The organism is Pseudomonas sp. LFS044 (assembly GCF_047978245.1).
In the GTDB taxonomy this organism is placed as follows: Bacteria; Pseudomonadota; Gammaproteobacteria; order Pseudomonadales; family Pseudomonadaceae; genus Aquipseudomonas.
This window is the reverse complement of sequence record NZ_JBFPFX010000015.1, coordinates 68,743-87,484: the sequence shown is the minus strand read 5'-3', so window position 1 is coordinate 87,484 and position 18,742 is coordinate 68,743. Positions and strand designations below refer to the sequence as shown.

17 protein-coding genes are annotated in these 18,742 nt (G+C 63.8%); 8 read left to right on the top strand and 9 right to left on the bottom strand.

Going from position 1 to position 18,742, the window contains the following annotated elements; genetic code table 11:
• Positions 1–43: 43 nt before the first annotated feature.
• The 7 genes from ACNQPL_RS14735 to ACNQPL_RS14705 all read right to left on the bottom strand — a co-directional run bounded on the left by ACNQPL_RS14735 (position 44) and on the right by ACNQPL_RS14705 (position 8,192).
• Positions 44–1,057: a chemotaxis response regulator protein-glutamate methylesterase gene (locus ACNQPL_RS14735; RefSeq protein WP_346611832.1), complete on the bottom strand. Its 1,014-nt coding sequence runs from the start codon at positions 1,055–1,057 to the stop codon at positions 44–46.
• Positions 1,054–3,336 (bottom strand): hybrid sensor histidine kinase/response regulator, encoded by a 2,283-nt coding sequence (locus ACNQPL_RS14730; RefSeq protein WP_416467126.1) that lies wholly within the window; start codon positions 3,334–3,336, stop codon positions 1,054–1,056. The genes ACNQPL_RS14735 and ACNQPL_RS14730 overlap by 4 nt, the downstream gene beginning before the upstream one ends.
• Positions 3,333–3,998: a chemotaxis protein CheW gene (locus tag ACNQPL_RS14725; protein ID WP_416467125.1), complete on the bottom strand. Its 666-nt coding sequence runs from the start codon at positions 3,996–3,998 to the stop codon at positions 3,333–3,335. The genes ACNQPL_RS14730 and ACNQPL_RS14725 overlap by 4 nt, the downstream gene beginning before the upstream one ends.
• Positions 3,995–5,248 carry a CheR family methyltransferase gene (locus ACNQPL_RS14720; protein WP_416467124.1) on the bottom strand — a complete coding sequence of 418 codons (1,254 nt, stop codon included), beginning with the start codon at positions 5,246–5,248 and terminating at the stop codon, positions 3,995–3,997. The genes ACNQPL_RS14725 and ACNQPL_RS14720 overlap by 4 nt, the downstream gene beginning before the upstream one ends.
• Positions 5,245–5,751 carry a chemotaxis protein CheW gene (locus ACNQPL_RS14715; RefSeq protein WP_387525216.1) on the bottom strand — a complete coding sequence of 169 codons (507 nt, stop codon included), beginning with the start codon at positions 5,749–5,751 and terminating at the stop codon, positions 5,245–5,247. Before ACNQPL_RS14715 ends, ACNQPL_RS14720 begins: the two co-directional genes overlap by 4 nt.
• A gap of 5 nt (positions 5,752–5,756) precedes the next feature.
• Positions 5,757–7,379: a methyl-accepting chemotaxis protein gene (locus ACNQPL_RS14710; protein ID WP_346611837.1), complete on the bottom strand. Its 1,623-nt coding sequence runs from the start codon at positions 7,377–7,379 to the stop codon at positions 5,757–5,759.
• Positions 7,380–7,505: 126 nt separating this feature from the next.
• On the bottom strand, positions 7,506–8,192 hold the full coding sequence (locus tag ACNQPL_RS14705) for a tellurite resistance TerB family protein (RefSeq protein WP_416467123.1): 687 nt from the start codon (positions 8,190–8,192) through the stop codon (positions 7,506–7,508).
• Between the two features lie 207 nt (positions 8,193–8,399).
• Here ACNQPL_RS14705 and ydcS point away from each other — a divergent pair, with 207 nt between their 5' ends.
• The 7 genes from ydcS (at position 8,400) to ACNQPL_RS14670 (ending at position 14,606) form a co-directional block, all read left to right on the top strand.
• Positions 8,400–9,551, top strand: coding sequence for a putative ABC transporter substrate-binding protein YdcS (gene ydcS / locus ACNQPL_RS14700; RefSeq protein WP_346611839.1), 1,152 nt, complete (start codon positions 8,400–8,402; stop codon positions 9,549–9,551).
• A gap of 113 nt (positions 9,552–9,664) precedes the next feature.
• A complete protein-coding gene (locus ACNQPL_RS14695) occupies positions 9,665–10,705 on the top strand; it encodes an ABC transporter ATP-binding protein (protein WP_416467122.1) in 1,041 nt (346 codons plus the stop codon).
• A 1-nt stretch (position 10,706) separates the two neighbouring features.
• A complete protein-coding gene (locus ACNQPL_RS14690; protein WP_346611841.1) occupies positions 10,707–11,618 on the top strand; it encodes an ABC transporter permease in 912 nt (303 codons plus the stop codon).
• Complete coding sequence (locus ACNQPL_RS14685) at positions 11,608–12,414, top strand: ABC transporter permease (protein WP_416467121.1); 807 nt, start codon at positions 11,608–11,610, stop codon at positions 12,412–12,414. The genes ACNQPL_RS14690 and ACNQPL_RS14685 overlap by 11 nt, the downstream gene beginning before the upstream one ends.
• 17 nt (positions 12,415–12,431) lie before the next feature.
• Positions 12,432–13,856: a gamma-aminobutyraldehyde dehydrogenase gene (locus ACNQPL_RS14680; protein ID WP_416467120.1), complete on the top strand. Its 1,425-nt coding sequence runs from the start codon at positions 12,432–12,434 to the stop codon at positions 13,854–13,856.
• A 166-nt stretch (positions 13,857–14,022) separates the two neighbouring features.
• Positions 14,023–14,277 carry a type II toxin-antitoxin system HicA family toxin gene (locus ACNQPL_RS14675; protein ID WP_346611844.1) on the top strand — a complete coding sequence of 85 codons (255 nt, stop codon included), beginning with the start codon at positions 14,023–14,025 and terminating at the stop codon, positions 14,275–14,277.
• Complete coding sequence (locus ACNQPL_RS14670) at positions 14,274–14,606, top strand: type II toxin-antitoxin system HicB family antitoxin (RefSeq protein WP_012315954.1); 333 nt, start codon at positions 14,274–14,276, stop codon at positions 14,604–14,606. Before ACNQPL_RS14675 ends, ACNQPL_RS14670 begins: the two co-directional genes overlap by 4 nt.
• Before the next feature lie 9 nt (positions 14,607–14,615).
• Here ACNQPL_RS14670 and ACNQPL_RS14665 read toward each other — a convergent pair whose 3' ends face one another.
• Positions 14,616–15,722, bottom strand: coding sequence for an NADH:flavin oxidoreductase/NADH oxidase (locus ACNQPL_RS14665; protein WP_346611846.1), 1,107 nt, complete (start codon positions 15,720–15,722; stop codon positions 14,616–14,618).
• Between the two features lie 595 nt (positions 15,723–16,317).
• Between ACNQPL_RS14665 and ACNQPL_RS14660 the strand changes: the two genes are divergently transcribed.
• Complete coding sequence (locus ACNQPL_RS14660; protein ID WP_416467119.1) at positions 16,318–16,848, top strand: hypothetical protein; 531 nt, start codon at positions 16,318–16,320, stop codon at positions 16,846–16,848.
• Positions 16,849–17,026: 178 nt separating this feature from the next.
• Here ACNQPL_RS14660 and recJ read toward each other — a convergent pair whose 3' ends face one another.
• Complete coding sequence (recJ, locus tag ACNQPL_RS14655; RefSeq protein WP_416467118.1) at positions 17,027–18,736, bottom strand: single-stranded-DNA-specific exonuclease RecJ; 1,710 nt, start codon at positions 18,734–18,736, stop codon at positions 17,027–17,029.
• Positions 18,737–18,742: the final 6 nt, after the last annotated feature.

Sequence of the window (18,742 nt, the reverse complement as noted above, 5' to 3'; positions counted from 1 at the left end):
CACCTGATCACGGCCGCGTGGGCGGGGTGATTCAATACATTCGTCATTGTGCGAAGATTTCCATCAAGCGCCCGGCAATGCGTTCCAGCGGACGGATTTCCACCGCCGCACCGATTGCCGCGGCAGCCTTGGGCATGCCATAGACTGCGCTGCTGGACTGGTCCTGAGCGATGGTCAGAAAGCCTTGCTGGCGCATCAGTTTGAGGCCCTGGGCGCCATCGCGGCCCATGCCGGTGAGCAAAACACCCACCGCATCGCCGCGCCAGTAGCGCGCCACGCTCTCGAAGAACACATCGATCGAGGGCCGGTAGATTTCGTTGACAGGTTCGGCAGTGTAGGCCAACTGGCCGTTCTGCAGCAGGCGTATATGGTGGTTGGTGCCCGCCAGCAGCACCTGGCCGGGCTGCGGTGGCTCGCCCTCACGGGCCAGGCGCACCGGCAGGTCACAAGCGCTGGCGAGCCACTCGGCCATGCCAGCGGCGAACACCTGGTCGACATGCTGAACCAGCACGATGGACGCCGGAAACGCCTTGGGCAGCCCCTTGAGCAGCACTTCCAGCGCGGCTGGCCCACCGGCCGACGAGCCGATCGCCACCAGGCCGCGGCGCTGTGCGGCATCACGCAAGGGTGCCGCCACCGGTTTGGTTACGCCGGGCCGTTGCTGGCCGATCAGCCAGCTGATATTGAGGATCTTGCGCAGCAGCGGCGCCGCCGCCTCACGCGCATCCCCAGCGCCCAGGGCCGGGGTGTCGACCACATCCAGCGCGCCATGGCCCATGGCTTCGAACACCCGGTGCACGTTCTGCTTGCGGTCGACGGTGACGATGACGATGGCGCACGGCGTCTCGGCCATGATCCGCCGGGTCGCCTCCACACCGTCCATCACCGGCATGATCAGGTCCATGAGAATCAGGTCGGGGGTGGCCACGGCGCACTGGCGCACGGCCTCGGCGCCATCACCGGCGACCCAGATCACCTCGTGCGCGGGCTCGAACGCCAAGGCCCGGCGCAACGCCTCTACCGCCATGGGCATATCGTTGACGATGGCGATCTTCATCCCTGAGCATCTCCGATCAGTTCTACCACGGCATCCAGCAACGCATCATCGTGGAAGCTGGCCTTTGCCAAATAGTAGTCGGCGCCAGCGTCCAGGCCACGCCGTCGATCTTCCTCGCGGTCCTTGTACGACACCACCATCACCGGCAGGGCCTGCAGGCGCTGGTCGCGGCGCACCAGGGTGACCAGTTCGATACCGTCCATGCGTGGCATGTCGATATCGGTGATCAGCATGTCGAACGCTTCGCTGCGCAGCGCGTTCCAGCCGTCCATGCCATCGACCGCTACCGCCACCTCGAAGCCGCGGTTGCTCAGCAGCTTGCGTTGCAGCTCGCGCACGGTGAGCGAGTCGTCGACCACCAGAATGCGCTTGCGGCTGGCACCACGGCCGCCTTGCACGCCACGCTCGATGCGCTCCAGGCGGCCGGTGCTGAGCAGCTTCTCGACCGAACGCAGCAGGTCTTCGACATCGACGATCAACACCACCGAGCCGTCGTCCAGCAGTGCCCCTGCCGAAATGTCCTGAACCTTGCCCAGGCGCGGATCCAGCGGCATCACCACCAGCACACGTTCGCCGATCAAGCGTTCCACCGCCACGCCATACAACTGCTCACGCTCGCGAATGACCACCACCCGCAAGCTGCTTTGATCGCCCTGTGCGGTCGGCCGGTTTAGCAACTGGGTGGCCGCCACCAGGCCAATATGCCGGCCCTCGTGCCAGAAATGCTGACGGCCTTCGATCTGCACGATCTGCTCGGCCGCTACCTCCAGCGTGCGCTCGATATGCGCCAACGGAAACGCATAGGCTTCACCGCCGACTTCCACGACCAGGCTGCGCACCACCGACAGCGTCAGCGGCACTTCCAGGTGGAAGCGGCAGCCCTGGCCGGCCTGCTGGGTCAGCTCGATCGAACCGCGCAAGTCCCGAACCATATGCTGTACCGCATCCAGGCCAACGCCGCGGCCGGACACTTCGGTCACCTTGTCGCGCATGCTGAAGCCCGGCAGGAACAGGAAGGTCAGCAGCTCCGCTTCGCTCATCTGCGCCACGGTTTCTGCCGGGGACAAGCCGCGCTGGACGATACTGCGCCGCAGCCGCTGCAGGTCGATGCCAGCGCCGTCATCGCTCAGTTCGAGTATCAACATCCCGGCCTGGTGCGAGGCGCGAAGGCGGATTGCGCCGTCTTCCGGCTTGCCTGCCAACAAACGCTGCTCGGGCAGTTCGATACCATGGTCGACCGCGTTGCGCAGCAGGTGGGTCAACGGTGCTTCGAGTTTTTCCAGCACATCGCGGTCGACCTGGGTCTTGTCACCGTCGATCTGCAGGCGCACCTGCTTGCCCAGCGAGCGGCCCAGGTCACGCACCATGCGGCTCTGCCCGGTGAGCACATCGGCAAACGGGCGCATGCGGCAGGCCAGGGCGGTGTCGTAGAGCAACTGGGCACGCTGGCTGGCCTGCCAGCCGAACTCGTCGAGGTCGGCGGCCTGTTGTTGCAGGATCTGCTGGGTTTCCACCAGCAGCCGCTGGGTCTGGGCCAGCGCGTCGAGCACTTCCAGGCTCTGGCCGCTGTCTTCCAGTTGGCTCTTCAGCCCGTCAAGGGCGCGCATGCCCTGGCCGTGCATGCGCTTGAGGCGCTGCAAGGTGGCGAGATAAGGCTTGAGGCGTTGAGTCTCGACCAGCGATTTGCTCGACAGGTCGAGCAGGCTGTTGAGCCGGTCGGCGGTTACCCGCAGCACCCGCTCGCCGCCTTCCCCACCGCGTTTACCGGCTTTGCGCGGCAGCAGCGGTTCGGCTTCGGGCTCGGGGTCGCTGAGAACCGGCTCGACCACTGGCGGGACAAAAACGGGCACCACAGGCTCGGCCGGCAGCGCGGGTGGTAAAGGCGCGGCAGCTGGGTCGAGCAGGCCTGCCATCTGCGCCAGGAACACGGGGACTGCCGCCTCACCTGCGGGGTCACCGGGTGTGGCGATATGCAGCAGCAGGTCAGTGCCGCGCAGCAATGCGTCGATGTGCTCGGCGCGCAGCAGCAAGCGGCCTTCCTGGGCGGCTACCAGGCAGTCTTCCATGACATGGGCCACGCTGACCCCGGCATCGATGCCGACTATGCGTGCCGCCCCTTTCAGGGAGTGCGCCGCGCGCATGCAGGCTTCGAGCTGGTCGGCCTGGGTCGGGTTGCGCTCCAGGGCCATCAGGCCCGCGCTGAGCACCTGGGTCTGGGCTTCGGCTTCAAGGCTGAACAGTTCGAGCAACGATGCGTCGCGCATTTGCTCAGGGGTCATGACAGGCTCCGCTGCACGGCAGACAGTAGTTGTTGATCGTCCAGCACGCGTACGCTGCGCCCGCGCCACTGCAGCACGGCAGCGGTGTACGGCGCGCAATCTTGCGGGGCGCCCGGCAGTGCGGTGTCGAGGCGATGAATGCCGTCGATCTCGTCCACCGCCAACACCACGGGCCCGCCTGCCGCCGCGAGTATCAGCAGCCGTGGCATGCTGCGGCCGCTGCGCGCCTGCTCAGACCCATGCGCCAGCCCCAACAGCTCGCTCAACGACAGGCACGGCACCAGCGCACCGCGCACATTGGCCACCCCTTGCAGCACCCGCGAGCGCTGATGGGGCAAGGAGTGCACCGGCTGCACTGGCGCAATCTCGGCCAGGCACGCGGTGGCCAGGGCCAGCCACTCCTCGCCCAGGCGGAACAACAGCAACGAGCGCCCGGCGCGGCTCTCGAGCACTGCAGCCTCATGCACCTGATCGTCCTGGGCCAGTGAATAACGGTCGAGCAGGCGGGTGGCAGCGGCGGCGTAAACTTCACAATTGCGGCAATGGATATGCCGCTCCAGCAGCGGGCACTGCTTGTCGCCGTGCACGCCGATCCGGTTCCAGCAATCGTCGATGCGCTCGTCATCCTCAGCGAGCAGCTCGATCGCGTGTTCGACATTCATCGTTCACTCTCCCGGCCTGCGCGCGCCGCGCGTTCCTGCAAGCGGCGGGCACCGGCTTCGTCGCCCTGGGCCGCCAGCAGCATGGCCAAGTGCAACAGCGCTTCGGGGTGCTGAGGCTCCAGGTACAAGGCCTTGCGGTAATGGGTCAGCGCTTGGCGGGCATCGCCTTCGGTATCGCTGAGCAGGCCCAGCCAGTAATACACCTGGGCCTTGGGCGCAAACTGCTGCAGGTAGCGCTGGCAACTGGCGCGGGCTTGCACGCTGTCGCCGGCGTTGGCCTGGCGGGCAATGCAGGCCAGCAACTCGCTTTCGCTTTCGCGCTGGGCGGCGCCAGGCGCGGCAACCGGGGCCTGGCGCAATGGCCGCGAAACGGGCGCGGCTGCAGGCATGGGCCGGCTCGGCGCTGCTGGCGCCGGCAGGCTGCGCCGAATCGGCGGCGGCGCCGAGGGCGTAGCCGCCGGCTGGCGGACATAGGCAAACGACTGGGCGACCCCCAACGGCCGCATACCCAGCCGCGCCAGCAGGCTGCCCTCAGCCGGCCCGATGAACAGCACGCCCTGGGCATGGGTGAGGCGCTTGAGCACTTCGAACACCCGCTGTTGCGTCGGCACATCGAAATAGATCAGCAAGTTGCGGCAGAACACGAAGTCGTAGTCGCCATTGCGGCTGCTCAAAGCGGGATCGAGCACGTTACCCACTGTCAGGCTGACCTGCGCGCGAACGCGCTCATCCAGCAGGTGGCCGTCGTCGAACTCGTGGAAGTGCCGCTCGCGAAACGCCAGCTCGCTGCCACGGAACGAGTTGCGTCCATAAACGCCCTGCACACCTTTGGCCACCGAATTGGGGCTGATATCGATGCCGTCGATATGGAACGCCGTCGGGCTCATCCCGGAATCGAGCAGAGCCATGGCCAGGGAATAGGGTTCTTCCCCCGTGGAGCACGGCAGGCTCAGCAAGCGCAGGGGCCGTTCGCCGGCAAGCTCGGCCAGGCGCTTGTGGGCCAGCCCGACCAACGCAGTGAACGACTCTGGATACCGGAAGAACCAGGTCTCCGGAACGATCACCGCCTCAATCAGCGCCTGCTGTTCTTCTGCAGACTGCTGCAAGCGCAGCCAGTAGTCGTGCAAGTCGCTGGCATTTACCGCGACGCAGCGCTGCTGCAGGGCACGTTCGACCATGGGCGCACCCACCGAGTCGACATCCAGGCCGATCCGCTCCTGCAAAAAGCGGAAGAAGCGTTGCTCGCTCATGCTGGCACCTGCCCGGGCTCAGGGGGGAATAGCAGCTCGCGCACGGCATCGGTTAGCAAATCATCGACTTCGATACGCTGCAGCAAGCCGCTGGCGTCCTGACGAACCGGGCCCAGGTAACGCGCCTCGCCGTTGTCCAGGCCGTAGGGCTGGAACTCCTCGGCGGGGCAACGCAAGGTTTCGGTGGCTTGTTCGAGGATCAACCCAAGCTGATGTTCGCCACGGTAGCGCACCAGCACCAGGCGTGTGCTGGTGCGCGCTGCCGCCGGGCGCGCAAAGCTCAGCGCCGACAGGTCGACCACCGGCACCAGCACGCCACGGTGGGCCACAATGCCAGCGACCCAGGCCGGAGCCTGGGCGATCGGCTTGAGCGGCCGGCGCGGCAGCACCTCGACCACTTCGCGCACGTCCAGGGCAAAGCGTTGCTCGTTGAGACGAAACTGCAGGTACAGCGTGCCCTTGGCGCTGGCCGCTGCTGCCGTATGAGGGTGCAGGTCGGTCATGGCGGTCAGACTTTGAAGCGCGAAACACCGCCGCGCAGGCCCGCGGCCACCTGGCTCAGCTCGTCAATGGCGAAACTGGCCTGGCGCAGCGATTCCACCGTCTGGGTGCTGGCGTCGCTGAGCTGGGCCAGCGCCTGGTTGATCTGCTCGGCACCGGTAGCCTGGGCCTGCATGCCTTCATTGACCATCAGCACCCGCGGCGCCAACGCCTGCACCTGGTGGATGATCTGGCTGAGTTGCTCGCCCACCTGCTGCACCTCGAACATGCCGCGGCGCACCTCTTCGGAGAACTTGTCCATGCCCATGACCCCGGCCGAGACCGCCGACTGGATTTCCCGCACCATCTGCTCGATGTCGTAGGTCGCCACCGCCGTCTGGTCCGCCAGGCGCCGCACCTCGGTGGCCACGACGGCAAAGCCACGGCCGTACTCGCCGGCCTTTTCCGCTTCGATCGCGGCATTGAGCGACAGCAGGTTGGTCTGGTCGGCGACCTTGACGATGGTCACCACCACCTGGGTGATGTTGCTGGCCTTTTCGTTGAGGATCGCCAGCTTGGCGTTAACCAGGTCGGCAGCGCCCATCACCTGGTGCATGGTGTCTTCCATGCGCGCCAGGCCCTGCTGGCCGGAACCTGCCAGGCTCGACGCCTGGTCGGCGGCGCTGGTGACTTCGGTCATGGTGCGCACCAGGTCGCGCGAGGTAGCGGCGATCTCACGCGAGGTGGCACCGATTTCGGTCGTAGTGGCCGCGGTTTCGGTGGCGGTGGCCTGCTGCTGCTTGGAGGTGGCGGCAATTTCAGTGACCGAGGTGGTCACCTGCACCGACGAACGCTGGGCCTGGGACACCAGGTTGGCCAGCGCCTCGGCCATTTCGTTGAAGCCGCTTTCGATGGCGCCGAACTCGTCCTTGCGGTCGAGGCTCAGGCGCATGCTCAAGTCGCCCGAACGCAATTTGTCGAGGGCATGTACCACGCGCTGCACGGGGGCGGTGATAGCACGCATCAGCAACAGGCCGCAGATACCGGCCGCAACGATCGCCAACAGCAGCGAGACGATCATGCTGCCCTTGGCGGTGCTCACGGCGCTGACGATCTCGTGGGTAGCGGCATCGGCGGATTCGCGGTTGTGCTCGATCACCGTGTTGAGGTGCTTGCGGCCGTCCACCCAGGCCGGGGTGAGGACGTCCTTGATCAGCCGCTCGGCTTCGGTGTAGTCGTGCCGACGGTAAGCGTCCAGGACCTGGCCGATGATATGCGTGTAGGTTTCCTCCATCTGGATGAAGGTGTCGAAGCGCGCCTGGTCGTCATTGTCCTGAATGGTCTGCTGATAGCTGGCCATGTGCTGCTTGAGGCGGTCTTCAAAGCTTTTGAACAGCTCCATGTCTGCCGCAGTGATTTCGCGGTGGTCGGACAACCCCACCAACTGCTGGCTGGTGACGTAACTGTCGACCCAGGCGCTGCGGATCATCGAGCTGTAGTAAACCCCGGGAATGCTGTCGGTGCCGACCGCCTCCTCGGCACTTTCGATCGCCACCAACCGTGAGTAGGCGGCCACGATCATCAGCAGCATGATGGCGATGATCACGGCGAAACTTGCCAGGATCCGTTGGCGCAACGTCCAGTTCTTCACATTCAGCCCTCAGGAATTCACAACGAGCGGGAAAATCGCCGAAGTATAGCCCAGGCTTCCTACGCTTTTGCGGCTGAAATGCGGGGTAATCAGGCATCCATGCCTGATGGACAGGCCATTTGCAGGTTATTGCCCTGCGCCAAGGCGCGCCTGGCTTTCCAGCTCCTGGCGCAGCGCAGGGTCCAGGCGCAGCTGCCGCGCCAGTTCGTCCAGGTAGGCACGTTCCATGAAGTTCTCCTGGTCGACCATCATCAGGCTGGCCAGATACATCTCGGCGGCCATCTCCGGCGTTTGCGCGGCGCGGGCTACTTCGGCCGGGTCCAGCGGTTTGTTCAGCTCGTCGTGCAGCCAGTGCTGCAGCTCGCGGTCGCTGTCCAGGCGGGTGAATTCGCCCTCGATCAGCGTGCGCTCGCGCTCGTCGATATGGCCATCGGACTTGGCGGCCGCCACCAGTGCGCGCAATACCGCCTGGCTGTGCTGCTCGGCCTGTGCCGGCGGCAGGCGGTCGAGGGTTTGCGGTTCGCCCGCCTGCCCTGCCCCCTGGCGGGCCTGCCAGTTGCCATAGGCTTTGTAGGCGAGCACCCCGAGCGCGGCCAAGCCGCCGTGAGTGATCACCTTGCCGCCGTACTTGCGCGCTTTCTTGTTGCCCAGCAACAAGCCCAGCGCCCCAGCCCCCAAGGCCCCGCCGCCAGCCCCGGAGAGCAGGCTGCCGAGGCCGGCGCCACCGGTCGAGGGCTTGCCTGAGCCTGACTGTTTGTTCAGCAGTTCCTGGCCGGATTTGAGCAATTGATCGAGCAGGCCCCGGGTGTTCATGCGTGCGTCTCCACGGTAACGAAGGTAACCCGCAGAGTACGGCCTGGCGGGTGGAAGGCCATCCCTGGATTTGCTTCCGGATGTTGCGTGGACAAGCAAAAAACGCAACTAGACTCGAAGTCGCGCAAGCGCACTACGCTTATGACAATCGCTCCACTGCTTTCTTGACGACTGCCCCGACCAAGATCTCCAAAAAGAGGGAACACCATGTCAGTGCACAAGACCGCATTGCTCGGCGCCGTGACCGGCGCGCTGCTGGCCAGCGCCGGCCTGCAGGCCGCCGAGCTGCCCAAGGCCCTGGGCGCCGGCGAAGGCCGGCTGGATATCGTCGCCTGGCCCGGCTATATCGAACGCGGCGAGAGCGACAAGGCCTACGACTGGGTCACGGGTTTCGAAAAGGAGACCGGCTGCAAGGTCAGCGTCAAGACCGCCGCCACCTCCGACGAAATGGTCAGCCTGATGAACAAGGGCGGTTACGACCTGGTCACCGCCTCCGGCGACGCTTCGCTACGCCTGATCGTCGGCAAGAAAGTGCAACCGATCAACACCGCGCTGATCCCCAACTGGAAGAACCTCGACCCGCGCCTGCAGAACGGCGGCTGGTACGTCGTCGACAAGCAGGTTTTCGGCACCCCGTACCAGTGGGGGCCAAACGTGCTGCTGTACAACACCCAAACCTTCAAGCAGGCGCCGAACAGCTGGAGCGTGGTGTTCGAAGCGCAGGACCTGCCCGATGGCAAACCGAACAAGGGCCGCGTGCAGGCCTATGACGGGCCGATCTACATCGCCGATGCAGCGTTGTACCTGAAGTCGGCCAAGCCTGAACTGGGCATCCAGGACCCGTACGAGCTGAACGAAGCCCAGTACAAGGCGGTGCTCGACCTGCTGCGCCAGCAGCAACCGCTGATTCACCGTTACTGGCATGACGCGACGGTGCAGATGAGCGATGTGAAAAACGAAGGCGTGGTCGCATCCAGCTCGTGGGGCTACATGGTCAATGGCCTGAAGGCCGAGAACCAGCCGGTAGCCTCGACCATACCGAAGGAAGGCGCCACCGGCTGGGCCGACACCACCATGCTGCACAGCGAGGCCAAGCACCCCAATTGCGCCTACAAATGGATGGACTGGTCACTGCAGCCGAAGGTACAGGGCGACGTGGCGGCCTGGTTCGGCTCGTTGCCGGCGGTGCCGGCGGCCTGTACCGGCAGCGAGTTGCTGGGGGCCGAGGGCTGCAAGACCAACGGCTTCGACAATTTCGACAAGATCGCCTTCTGGAAGACCCCACAGGCCCAGGGCGGCAAGTTCGTGCCGTATAGCCGCTGGACGCAGGACTACATTGCGATCATGGGCGGGCGTTGAGTTTTATTTGGCCTGTGCCGGCCTCATCGCCGGCAAGCCGGCTCCCACACTGTTCGCGTTGTTGCCGGCGATTAGGCCATTGAGGCCAATTGATGAACAACTGAGTCGTGCCCATGCCCTTAGCAGTCCAGTTCACCCAGGTATCGCGCACCTTCGGCGAGGTCAAGGCTGTCGACCAGGTCAGCATCGACATCGTCGACGGCGAGTTCTTCTCCATGCTCGGCCCTTCCGGTTCGGGCAAGACCACTTGCCTGCGCCTGATCGCCGGCTTCGAGCACCCCGACAGTGGCTCCATCCGCATCCATGGCGTCGAAGCCGCTGGCGTGCCGCCCTACCAGCGCGACGTCAACACCGTGTTCCAGGACTACGCACTGTTCCCGCACATGAACGTGCGCGACAACATCGCCTACGGCCTCAAGGTCAAGGGCGTGGCCAAGGCCGAGCGCCATGGGCGCGCCGAAGAGGCCTTGGCGATGGTGGCCCTGGCGGGTTATGGCGAGCGCAAACCGGCGCAGCTTTCCGGTGGCCAGCGCCAGCGCGTGGCCTTGGCGCGGGCGCTGGTCAATCGGCCGCGGGTACTGTTGCTCGACGAGCCGCTGGGCGCACTCGACCTGAAACTGCGCGAGCAGATGCAGGGTGAGCTGAAAAAGTTGCAACGCCAGCTGGGCATCACCTTCATTTTCGTTACCCACGACCAGACCGAAGCACTGTCGATGTCTGACCGCGTGGCGGTGTTCAATCGCGGCCGCATCGAGCAGGTCGATACCCCACGCAACCTGTACATGAAACCGGCCACCACCTTCGTTGCCGAGTTTGTCGGCACCTCCAACGTGGTCCGCGGCGACCTGGCCGAGCAACTCAGTGGCAGCCGGGCCCCCTTTTCCATCCGCCCCGAGCATATCCGCCTGCTGAGCCAGCCCGGCGCGGTTGACGGCGTGCAGATCAGCGGCCTGCTGCGCGACGTGCAGTACCAGGGCAGCGCCACCCGTTATGAGCTGCAGCTGGACAGCGGCCAACTGCTGGCGGTCAGCCAGGCCAACGACCGCTGGCATGAACGGCCACAGGACTGGCAAACCGGCCAGCGGGTACAGGCACATTGGCCGCGCGAGGCGATGACGGCGCTGCAGGAAACCGTCCTGGCCGAGGGCCGGTGAGATGAGCCCGTTGCGCAGTTTTTCCAACCTGCTCTACCGCCGCCCCAACCTGTACCTGCTGTTGCTGCTGATCCCGCCACTGACCTGGTTCGGCGCCATTTACCTGGGCTCGTTGCTCAATTTGCTGTGGCAGGGGTTCTACACCTTCGACGACTTCACCATGGCGGTCACCCCAACGCTGACCCTTGGCAACTTCGCCGCGCTGTTCAACCCCTCAAACTTCGACATCATCCTGCGCACCTTGACCATGGCCGTGGCGGTCTCGCTGGCCAGCGCCGTGCTGGCATTCCCCATCGCCTACTACATGGCGCGCTACACCAGCGGCAAGACCAAGGCGTTCTTCTACATCGCCGTGATGATGCCGATGTGGGCCAGCTACATCGTCAAGACCTACGCCTGGACGCTGCTGCTGGCCAAGGGTGGCGTCGCGCAGTGGTTCGTCCAGCAACTGCACCTCGAAGGCCTGCTGCAGGCATTGCTGGCCGTGCCCGGCGTGGGCGGCAGCACGCTGTCGACTTCGCACCTGGGGCGCTTTCTGGTGTTCGTGTACATCTGGCTGCCCTTCATGATCCTGCCCGTGCAGGCCTCGCTGGAACGCCTGCCGCCGTCATTGCTGCAAGCCTCGGCAGACCTCGGCGCCCGGCCGGGGCAGACCTTCCTGCAGGTGGTCCTGCCGTTGTCGGTACCGGGCATCGCCGCCGGCTCGATCTTCACCTTCTCGCTCACCCTCGGCGATTTCATCGTGCCGCAACTGGTCGGCCCGCCCGGCTACTTCATCGGCAGCATGGTCTACGCCCAGCAAGGCGCTATCGGCAACATGCCCATGGCCGCGGCGTTCACCCTGGTGCCGATCGTGCTGATTGCCGTGTACCTGTCCATCGTCAAGCGCCTGGGGGCCTTCGATGCACTCTAAAAAAGCGTCGATGGGCCTGCGCCTGGCGGCCTGGGGCGGGCTGCTGTTCCTGCACTTCCCGATCCTGATCATCGTTCTGTACGCCTTCAACACCGAAGACGCGGCATTCAGCTTCCCGCCCAAGGGCTTTACCCTCAAATGGTTCGCCGTGGCCTTCGCCCGCCCGGACGTGCTCGAAGCGATCAAGCTGTCATTACAGGTGGCCTGCCTGGCCACGCTGATCGCGCTGGTGCTCGGCACCCTGGCCTCGGCGGCGCTGTACCGGCGCAGCTTCTTTGGCAAGGAGAGCATCTCGCTGATGCTGATCTTGCCGATCGCCCTGCCCGGGATCATCACCGGCATCGCCCTGCTGTCCGCGTTCAAGACGCTGGGTATCGAACCGGGCCTGTTCAGCATCGTGGTCGGCCATGCCACCTTCTGCGTGGTGATCGTCTACAACAACGTGATCGCCCGCCTGCGGCGCACCTCGCAGAGCCTGATCGAAGCGTCGATGGACCTGGGCGCCGATGGCTGGCAGACCTTCCGCTACATCATCCTGCCCAACCTCGGCTCGGCGCTGCTGGCCGGCGGCATGCTGGCGTTCGCCTTGTCATTCGACGAAATCATCGTCACCACCTTCACTGCCGGCCACGAGCGCACCCTGCCAATCTGGCTGCTCAACCAGCTCAGCCGCCCGCGCGACGTGCCGGTGACCAACGTGGTCGCCATGCTGGTGATGCTGGTGACCATGCTGCCGATCCTCGGCGCCTACTACCTGACCCGCGGCGGTGAAAGCGTCACGGGCAGCGGCAAATGACCCACAAGGAGCCCCCGATGCAAACCAACATGCTGATCAATGGCCGCCTGGTCGCCGGCGAAGGCCCGGCCTGGACCGTGCTCAACCCGGCCGAGGGCAGCGCCCTGGCGCAACTCAACGAAGCCACCGAGGCCCAGGTCGACACCGCTGTGCGTGCCGCCGACCAGGCTTTCGACAGCTGGTCGCAAACCAGCCCGAAAGAACGGTCCATGGCCCTGCTGGCGCTGGCTGACATCATCGAGGCACACGCCGATGAGCTGGCCCGCCTGGAGTCGCAGAACTGTGGCAAACCCTTCAGCGCCGCGTTGAACGACGAGATACCGGCCATCGCCGACGTGTTCCGCTATTTCGCGGGTGCCACCCGCTGCCTGGGTGGCTCGGCGGCGGGTGAATACCTGCCCGGGCACACCTCGATGATCCGCCGGGACCCGCTGGGCGTGGTGGCCTCGATCGCGCCCTGGAACTACCCGCTGATGATGCTGGCGTGGAAAATCGCGCCGGCCTTGGCTGCCGGCAATACCGTGGTGATCAAACCGTCCGAGCTGACCCCACTGACCGCCCTGCGCCTCGGCGACCTGGCCAAGGACGTGTTGCCTGCGGGCGTGCTGAACATACTCTTCGGCCGCGGCCAGACCGTCGGAAACCCGCTGATCACCCACCCAAAAGTGCGCATGGTTTCGCTGACCGGCTCGATCCCCACCGGCGCGCACATCATCGGCGCCACTGCCGACAGCGTGAAGCGCATGCACATGGAGTTGGGCGGCAAGGCGCCGGTACTGGTATTCGACGACGCCGACATCGATGCCGCCATCGACGGCATCCGTACCTTCGGTTTCTACAATGCAGGCCAGGACTGCACCGCGGCCTGCCGGCTGTATGTACAGGCTGGCATCTACGAGCGTTTCGTCGAACGCCTCGGCAAAGCCGTGGCCAGCCTGAAAGCCGGCCTGCAGGACGCCGAAGACACCGAACTCGGCCCGCTGATCAGCGCCCAGCACCGTGACAAGGTGGCCGGCCTGGTCGAACGCGCCATCGCCCAGCCGCACATTCGCCTGGTCACCGGGGGCAAGGCACTGCCGGGTGATGGTTTTTTCTTCGAGCCGACGGTGCTGGCCGACACGCTGCAGGATGACGAGATCGTCCGCAACGAAGTGTTCGGCCCGGTGGTATCTGTAACGCGCTTCACCGACGAAGCCCAGGCGCTGGAATGGGCCAACGACTCGGAGTACGGCCTGGCCTCGTCGGTGTGGACCCGCGACACCGGCCGCGCCCACCGCCTGGCGGCGCGCCTGCAGTATGGCTGCACCTGGGTCAATACCCACTTCATGCTGGTCAGCGAAATGCCCCATGGTGGGCAGAAGCATTCGGGGTATGGGAAGGATTTGTCGATGTATGGGCTGGAGGATTACACCTGTGTGCGGCATGTGATGATCAAGCATTGAACGTGATGTGAAGCTACCGGCCTCTGCTGAGACAAGTCAGCAAGGAGGCCGGTATGAAGTGGCGATGGTCCTCGCAGGAATACCTAGGACCTTCCTTCAATCACCGTCCCTATCTCCTACAGTCCGGCTGTTGTGTAAAAATCGACTGGTATCATAGTCTGATACCATGAATAATCATCAACGATCGACCCTTGAAGCCATTTTCAGGAAACCAGTGCCCAAGGCCTTGGAATGGGTCCGGCTGGAGTCACTGTTGATATCAGTTGGCGCCAATGTCATCGAAGGTCGAGGTTCGCGAGTTCGTTTCGAGCTCAATGGGGCCGTTGCCACCTTCCATCGGCCTCACCCGGACAAGCATGCCAAAACCTATCAATTGCGCGACGCCCGCCAGTTCCTTGAGCAGGCCGGAGTAACACCATGAATGTCATGACCTACCGCGGCTATGCCGCAAGAATCGAATACAGTGACGAGGACCAGTTGCTGATTGGACACGTTGCGGGCATACGTGACGTGATTGGTTTTCACGGCGAATCGATCAGCGAATTGCGACAAGCATTCGAGGAGGCCGTTGATGACTACCTGGAAACCTGTAAACGCCTTGGCCGTGAGCCGCAAAAGACTTATTCGGGGAAGCTGAGCCTGCGTCTTGAGCCAACCCTTCACGCCAGCGTGGCCGCAAAGGCCGAGCTGGCGGAAAAAAGCATCAATCAGTGGGTCAGCGATATTCTGAGCAAGGCCGCTTACAGCTGAGGTGGTTGATCAGTCCCGCAGGTCCGACTCATGTATCGGATTCGCCCGGCTGGTAGCCCGTTGATACTGCGCCGGCCACGTAGCCCTGTTGCCACCCAGGTCATCATCGGCATGCAACGGCCAGTAAGGATCGCGTAGCAGCTCGCGAGCCAGGAAGATCAGGTCGGCCTGCCCAGTGCGCAGGATGTGTTCAGCCTGGGCCGGTTCGGTGATCATGCCCACCGTGCCGGTAGCGATTTCCGATTCCTTGCGTACACGCTCGGCGAAGCGAGTCTGGTAGCCAGGGCCGGTCGGAATCTCGGCGTTCATCGAGGTTCCGCCCGACGACACGTCGATCAGGTCGACCCCCAACCCACGCAGCCTGCGGGCCAGTTCGACCGTCTCATCAGGGTTCCAGCCATCCTCGACCCAGTCGGTTGCCGAAACGCGAACGAACAGCGGCAGTTCCTGCGGCCAGACCTTGCGCACTGCCTCGGTCACCTGCAGGGTCAGGCGGATGCGGTTTTCGAAGCAGCTGCCATATTCATCGCGGCGCTGGTTGCTCAGCGGCGAGAGGAACTGGTGCAGTAAATAGCCATGGGCCGCGTGGATTTCGACCACTTTGAAACCTGCTTGCAACGCCCGTTCGGTCGCTTTGACGAATGCGGCGATGACGTCCTGGATCTCGTCCTTGCTCAACTCACGCGGTGCAGTGTGCTCAGGGTCGAAGGCAATCTTCGACGGCCCCACCGGCTGCCAGCCGCCGTCTTCGATCTTGACGCTGCCATGCTTGCCCAGCCAGGGGCGATGGGTACTGGCCTTGCGCCCGGCGTGGGCCAGCTGAATACCCGGCACAGCGCCCTGGGCGGTGATGAAGCGGGTGATGCGTTGCAGTGGGGCGATCTGCTCATCGGTCCACAGGCCGAGGTCTTCGGCAGTGATACGGCCATCGGCGGTCACGGCCACCGCTTCGCTGATGACCAACCCGGCGCCACCTACAGCGCGACTGCCCAGATGAACAAGGTGCCAGTCGTTGGCCAAGCCATCGACGGCGGAATACTGGCACATCGGCGAGACGGCGATGCGGTTGGGCAACGTCAGCTGACGCAGGGTGTAAGGCTCGAGCAGCAGGCTCATGAGGGCACCTCCCAAGGACTCCAATGGTGAACCGGCCCGGGCACTCAAGTGCACATCCGTGGCCCAGTGCCGGTCATTAATCAGACTAGACCAGATTGGTGGGGGGGAAGGTTCCCTGGGATTGCTGACTGCTCCGACGCGGTAGGTGACCCCACCACCGCTAACAGATGCCGGCCGACGGCTCTATTTAGAAAGTACCTACACGCCACCTCTAAACCTCCTACGGCTTCGTAGGAGATTCTTCTCAGTAAGCGAGTGCTTGGTCCTATCGCCTCCCAAAATAAAAAATACTATCGTCACAGCCGCCATCGTTTTGCGAAAAATCTTCGCAACTCGAGGAAAACACCTATCGACTTGGCGATCACGACAATCGACAAAAAACTATTTATACAGAACACAATCACACTCGATCACGCCGTCACCGCAAACTAAAAGCAACAATCATGAGCAAGTCTCACGAGTCATCGAGTGGGTTCAATTGGAGCAACATACATATGCTTGCTGCACTGCACCACAGCAAGATAAATATCGCTGACCGGCAATCACTTACAGTAGAGAGGCACCCATGCTAACTTGGGGAGCTTGGATCAAACTGATGCGCAGCCTGCCTCCACACGATCGTGTGAAGTGCCTGATCATGGTGGGGTTCGCATTCCTCTGTTTTTTACCCATATTTCTCTTAGGCTATGGGGAAAAAATCGAGCCCATTACCGCTCCATGGACTCGCATCCCCGCGTCTCTGATCTCAAAACCCGAGATATGGGATTACGACAAATCCATATACGGTTTAGGCGTTCGCTACTATTCGCCTAACGGCCAACGGGCGAAGGCATGGATGTACGTGGACCGGGCTCGCTACGATGATGCCAACGTCAGTAAGGCAACTCCGCTGTTCGTAGAAATCGAAGATACCTTTTCTGGCCCTATCGCGAGGACTTTATCGACCCATGACAAAATATTATCCGACCCTTCAATCAGGCAACGTGTAAACGAAACGAGTGATCGGAAAGCTGTAGAAGGGATCGTGTTCTTCTGCGCGCTCAGCCTGCTCTCATTTGCAGGGGCTGCAGTGATGTACTGGCAAAACCGGAGGAATAAAAAACAACAGCGCACGGTCGGAATATAGCCACAATGCGCGGGGTCGCTGCGGGAGTGGCCTGAACGGGGATTGACGTTGCGCAGGTAGGGCGGCGGCACTGCAGAGCGATCCAGTGTTCACCGGCAGGCTTGCATCGTCTATGAAAGTGAGCGCCGCGCGGGCGGCGCCCAGCTCTGCAAAACCAGGGCAGGCACTTTAGTGTTGCTCAGCGCGGCTCAATATGCGCAATCATCAACTGCACACTTTCATTCCCGCGGAACTCGTTCACATCCAGCTTGTACGCCAGCTCCACCCAGCGCACGGTCGGGTTGGGCCACACTTCGCGGTCGACACCAAAGGCGATGCCGTCCAGACGAACCGAGCCACATTCGCTCTTCAGCACCACCTTCAGGTGCCGCTCGCCGACCACACGTTGTTCGACCAACTGAAACACGCCGTGGAACAGCGGCTCGGGGAAGTGTTGCCCCCAAGGCCCGGCATTACGCAGGGCCTTGGCCAGGTCCAGGTGAAATTCCTCCACCGCCAGACTGCCATCCGAAAGCAGACGGCCGGTCAAATCCTCTTCGCGCAGCTGGCGACGGACTTCTTCATCGAACGCTTCGGCGAACGCCGGAAAATTACCTTCGGGCAACGACAGGCCCGCAGCCATGGCATGGCCGCCGAACTTGCTGATCAGTTCAGGATGACGCGCCGCCACTGCATCCAGCGCATCGCGGATGTGGAACCCCGGCACCGAACGTGCGGAGCCCTTGAGCATGCCGTCGCCAGCATCGGCAAAGGCGATGGTCGGGCGGTGATAACGCTCCTTCAGGCGCGAGGCGAGAATGCCGATCACCCCTTGGTGCCAGTCGGCATCGAACAAGCACAGGCCATAGGGCATGGACTCGACCGGCAAATCCTTGAGCTGGGCCAGCGCTTCACGCTGCATGCCCTGCTCGATGGACTTGCGGTCCTGGTTCAGGTCGTCCAGTTGCTGGGCCATGTCCTGGGCCAGGGCCGCGTCTTCGCACAGCAGGCATTCGATGCCCAGGCTCATGTCGTCCAGGCGCCCGGCAGCATTGAGCCGTGGGCCGAGGATGAAGCCGAGGTCGGTGGAGGTGATGCGCCGATGATCGCGACGTGCCACTTCCAGTATCGCCTTCAACCCCGGCCGCGCACGGCCCGCGCGGATACGCTCCAGGCCTTGGTGCACAAGGATGCGGTTGTTGGCGTCCAGCGGCACCACGTCCGCCACGCTGCCCAGGGCGACCAGGTCGAGCAGCTCGCCGATGTTCGGTTGCGCCTGGGTTTCATAACGCCCCAGGCTGCGCAGGCGCGCGCGCAACGCCATGAGCACGTAGAAGATCACCCCGACGCCAGCCAGCGATTTGCTCGGGAAGCCGCAGCCTGGCTGGTTCGGGTTGACGATGGCGTCGGCGTCCGGCAGTTGCTGGCCCGGCAGGTGGTGGTCGGTGACCAGCACCTTGAGCCCGGCCGCCTTGGCGGCCGCCACGCCTTCGACACTGGAAATGCCGTTATCGACCGTCACCAGCAGGTGCGGCTGGCGCTGCAACGCTACCTGGACGATTTCCGGGGTCAGGCCATAGCCATATTCGAAACGGTTGGGCACCAGGTAGTCGACATGGGCCGCCCCCAGCAGGCGCAGGCCGAGCACACCGACGGTACTGGCAGTGGCGCCGTCGGCATCGAAGTCGCCGACGATGAGGATGCGCTGGCGCTGGTCGAGGGCGTCGACCAGCAGGTCCACTGCAGCATCGATGCCCTTGAGCTGCTGATACGGCAACAGTCGCGCCAGGCTCTTGTCCAGCTCGGCCTCCGATTGCACGCCGCGGGCGGCGTACAAGCGGGTCAGCAAGGGTGGCAGGTTACCCAGCAATGGCAGGGTCGGAGGCAGCGGGCGAGGTTCGATACGCATGGGTTC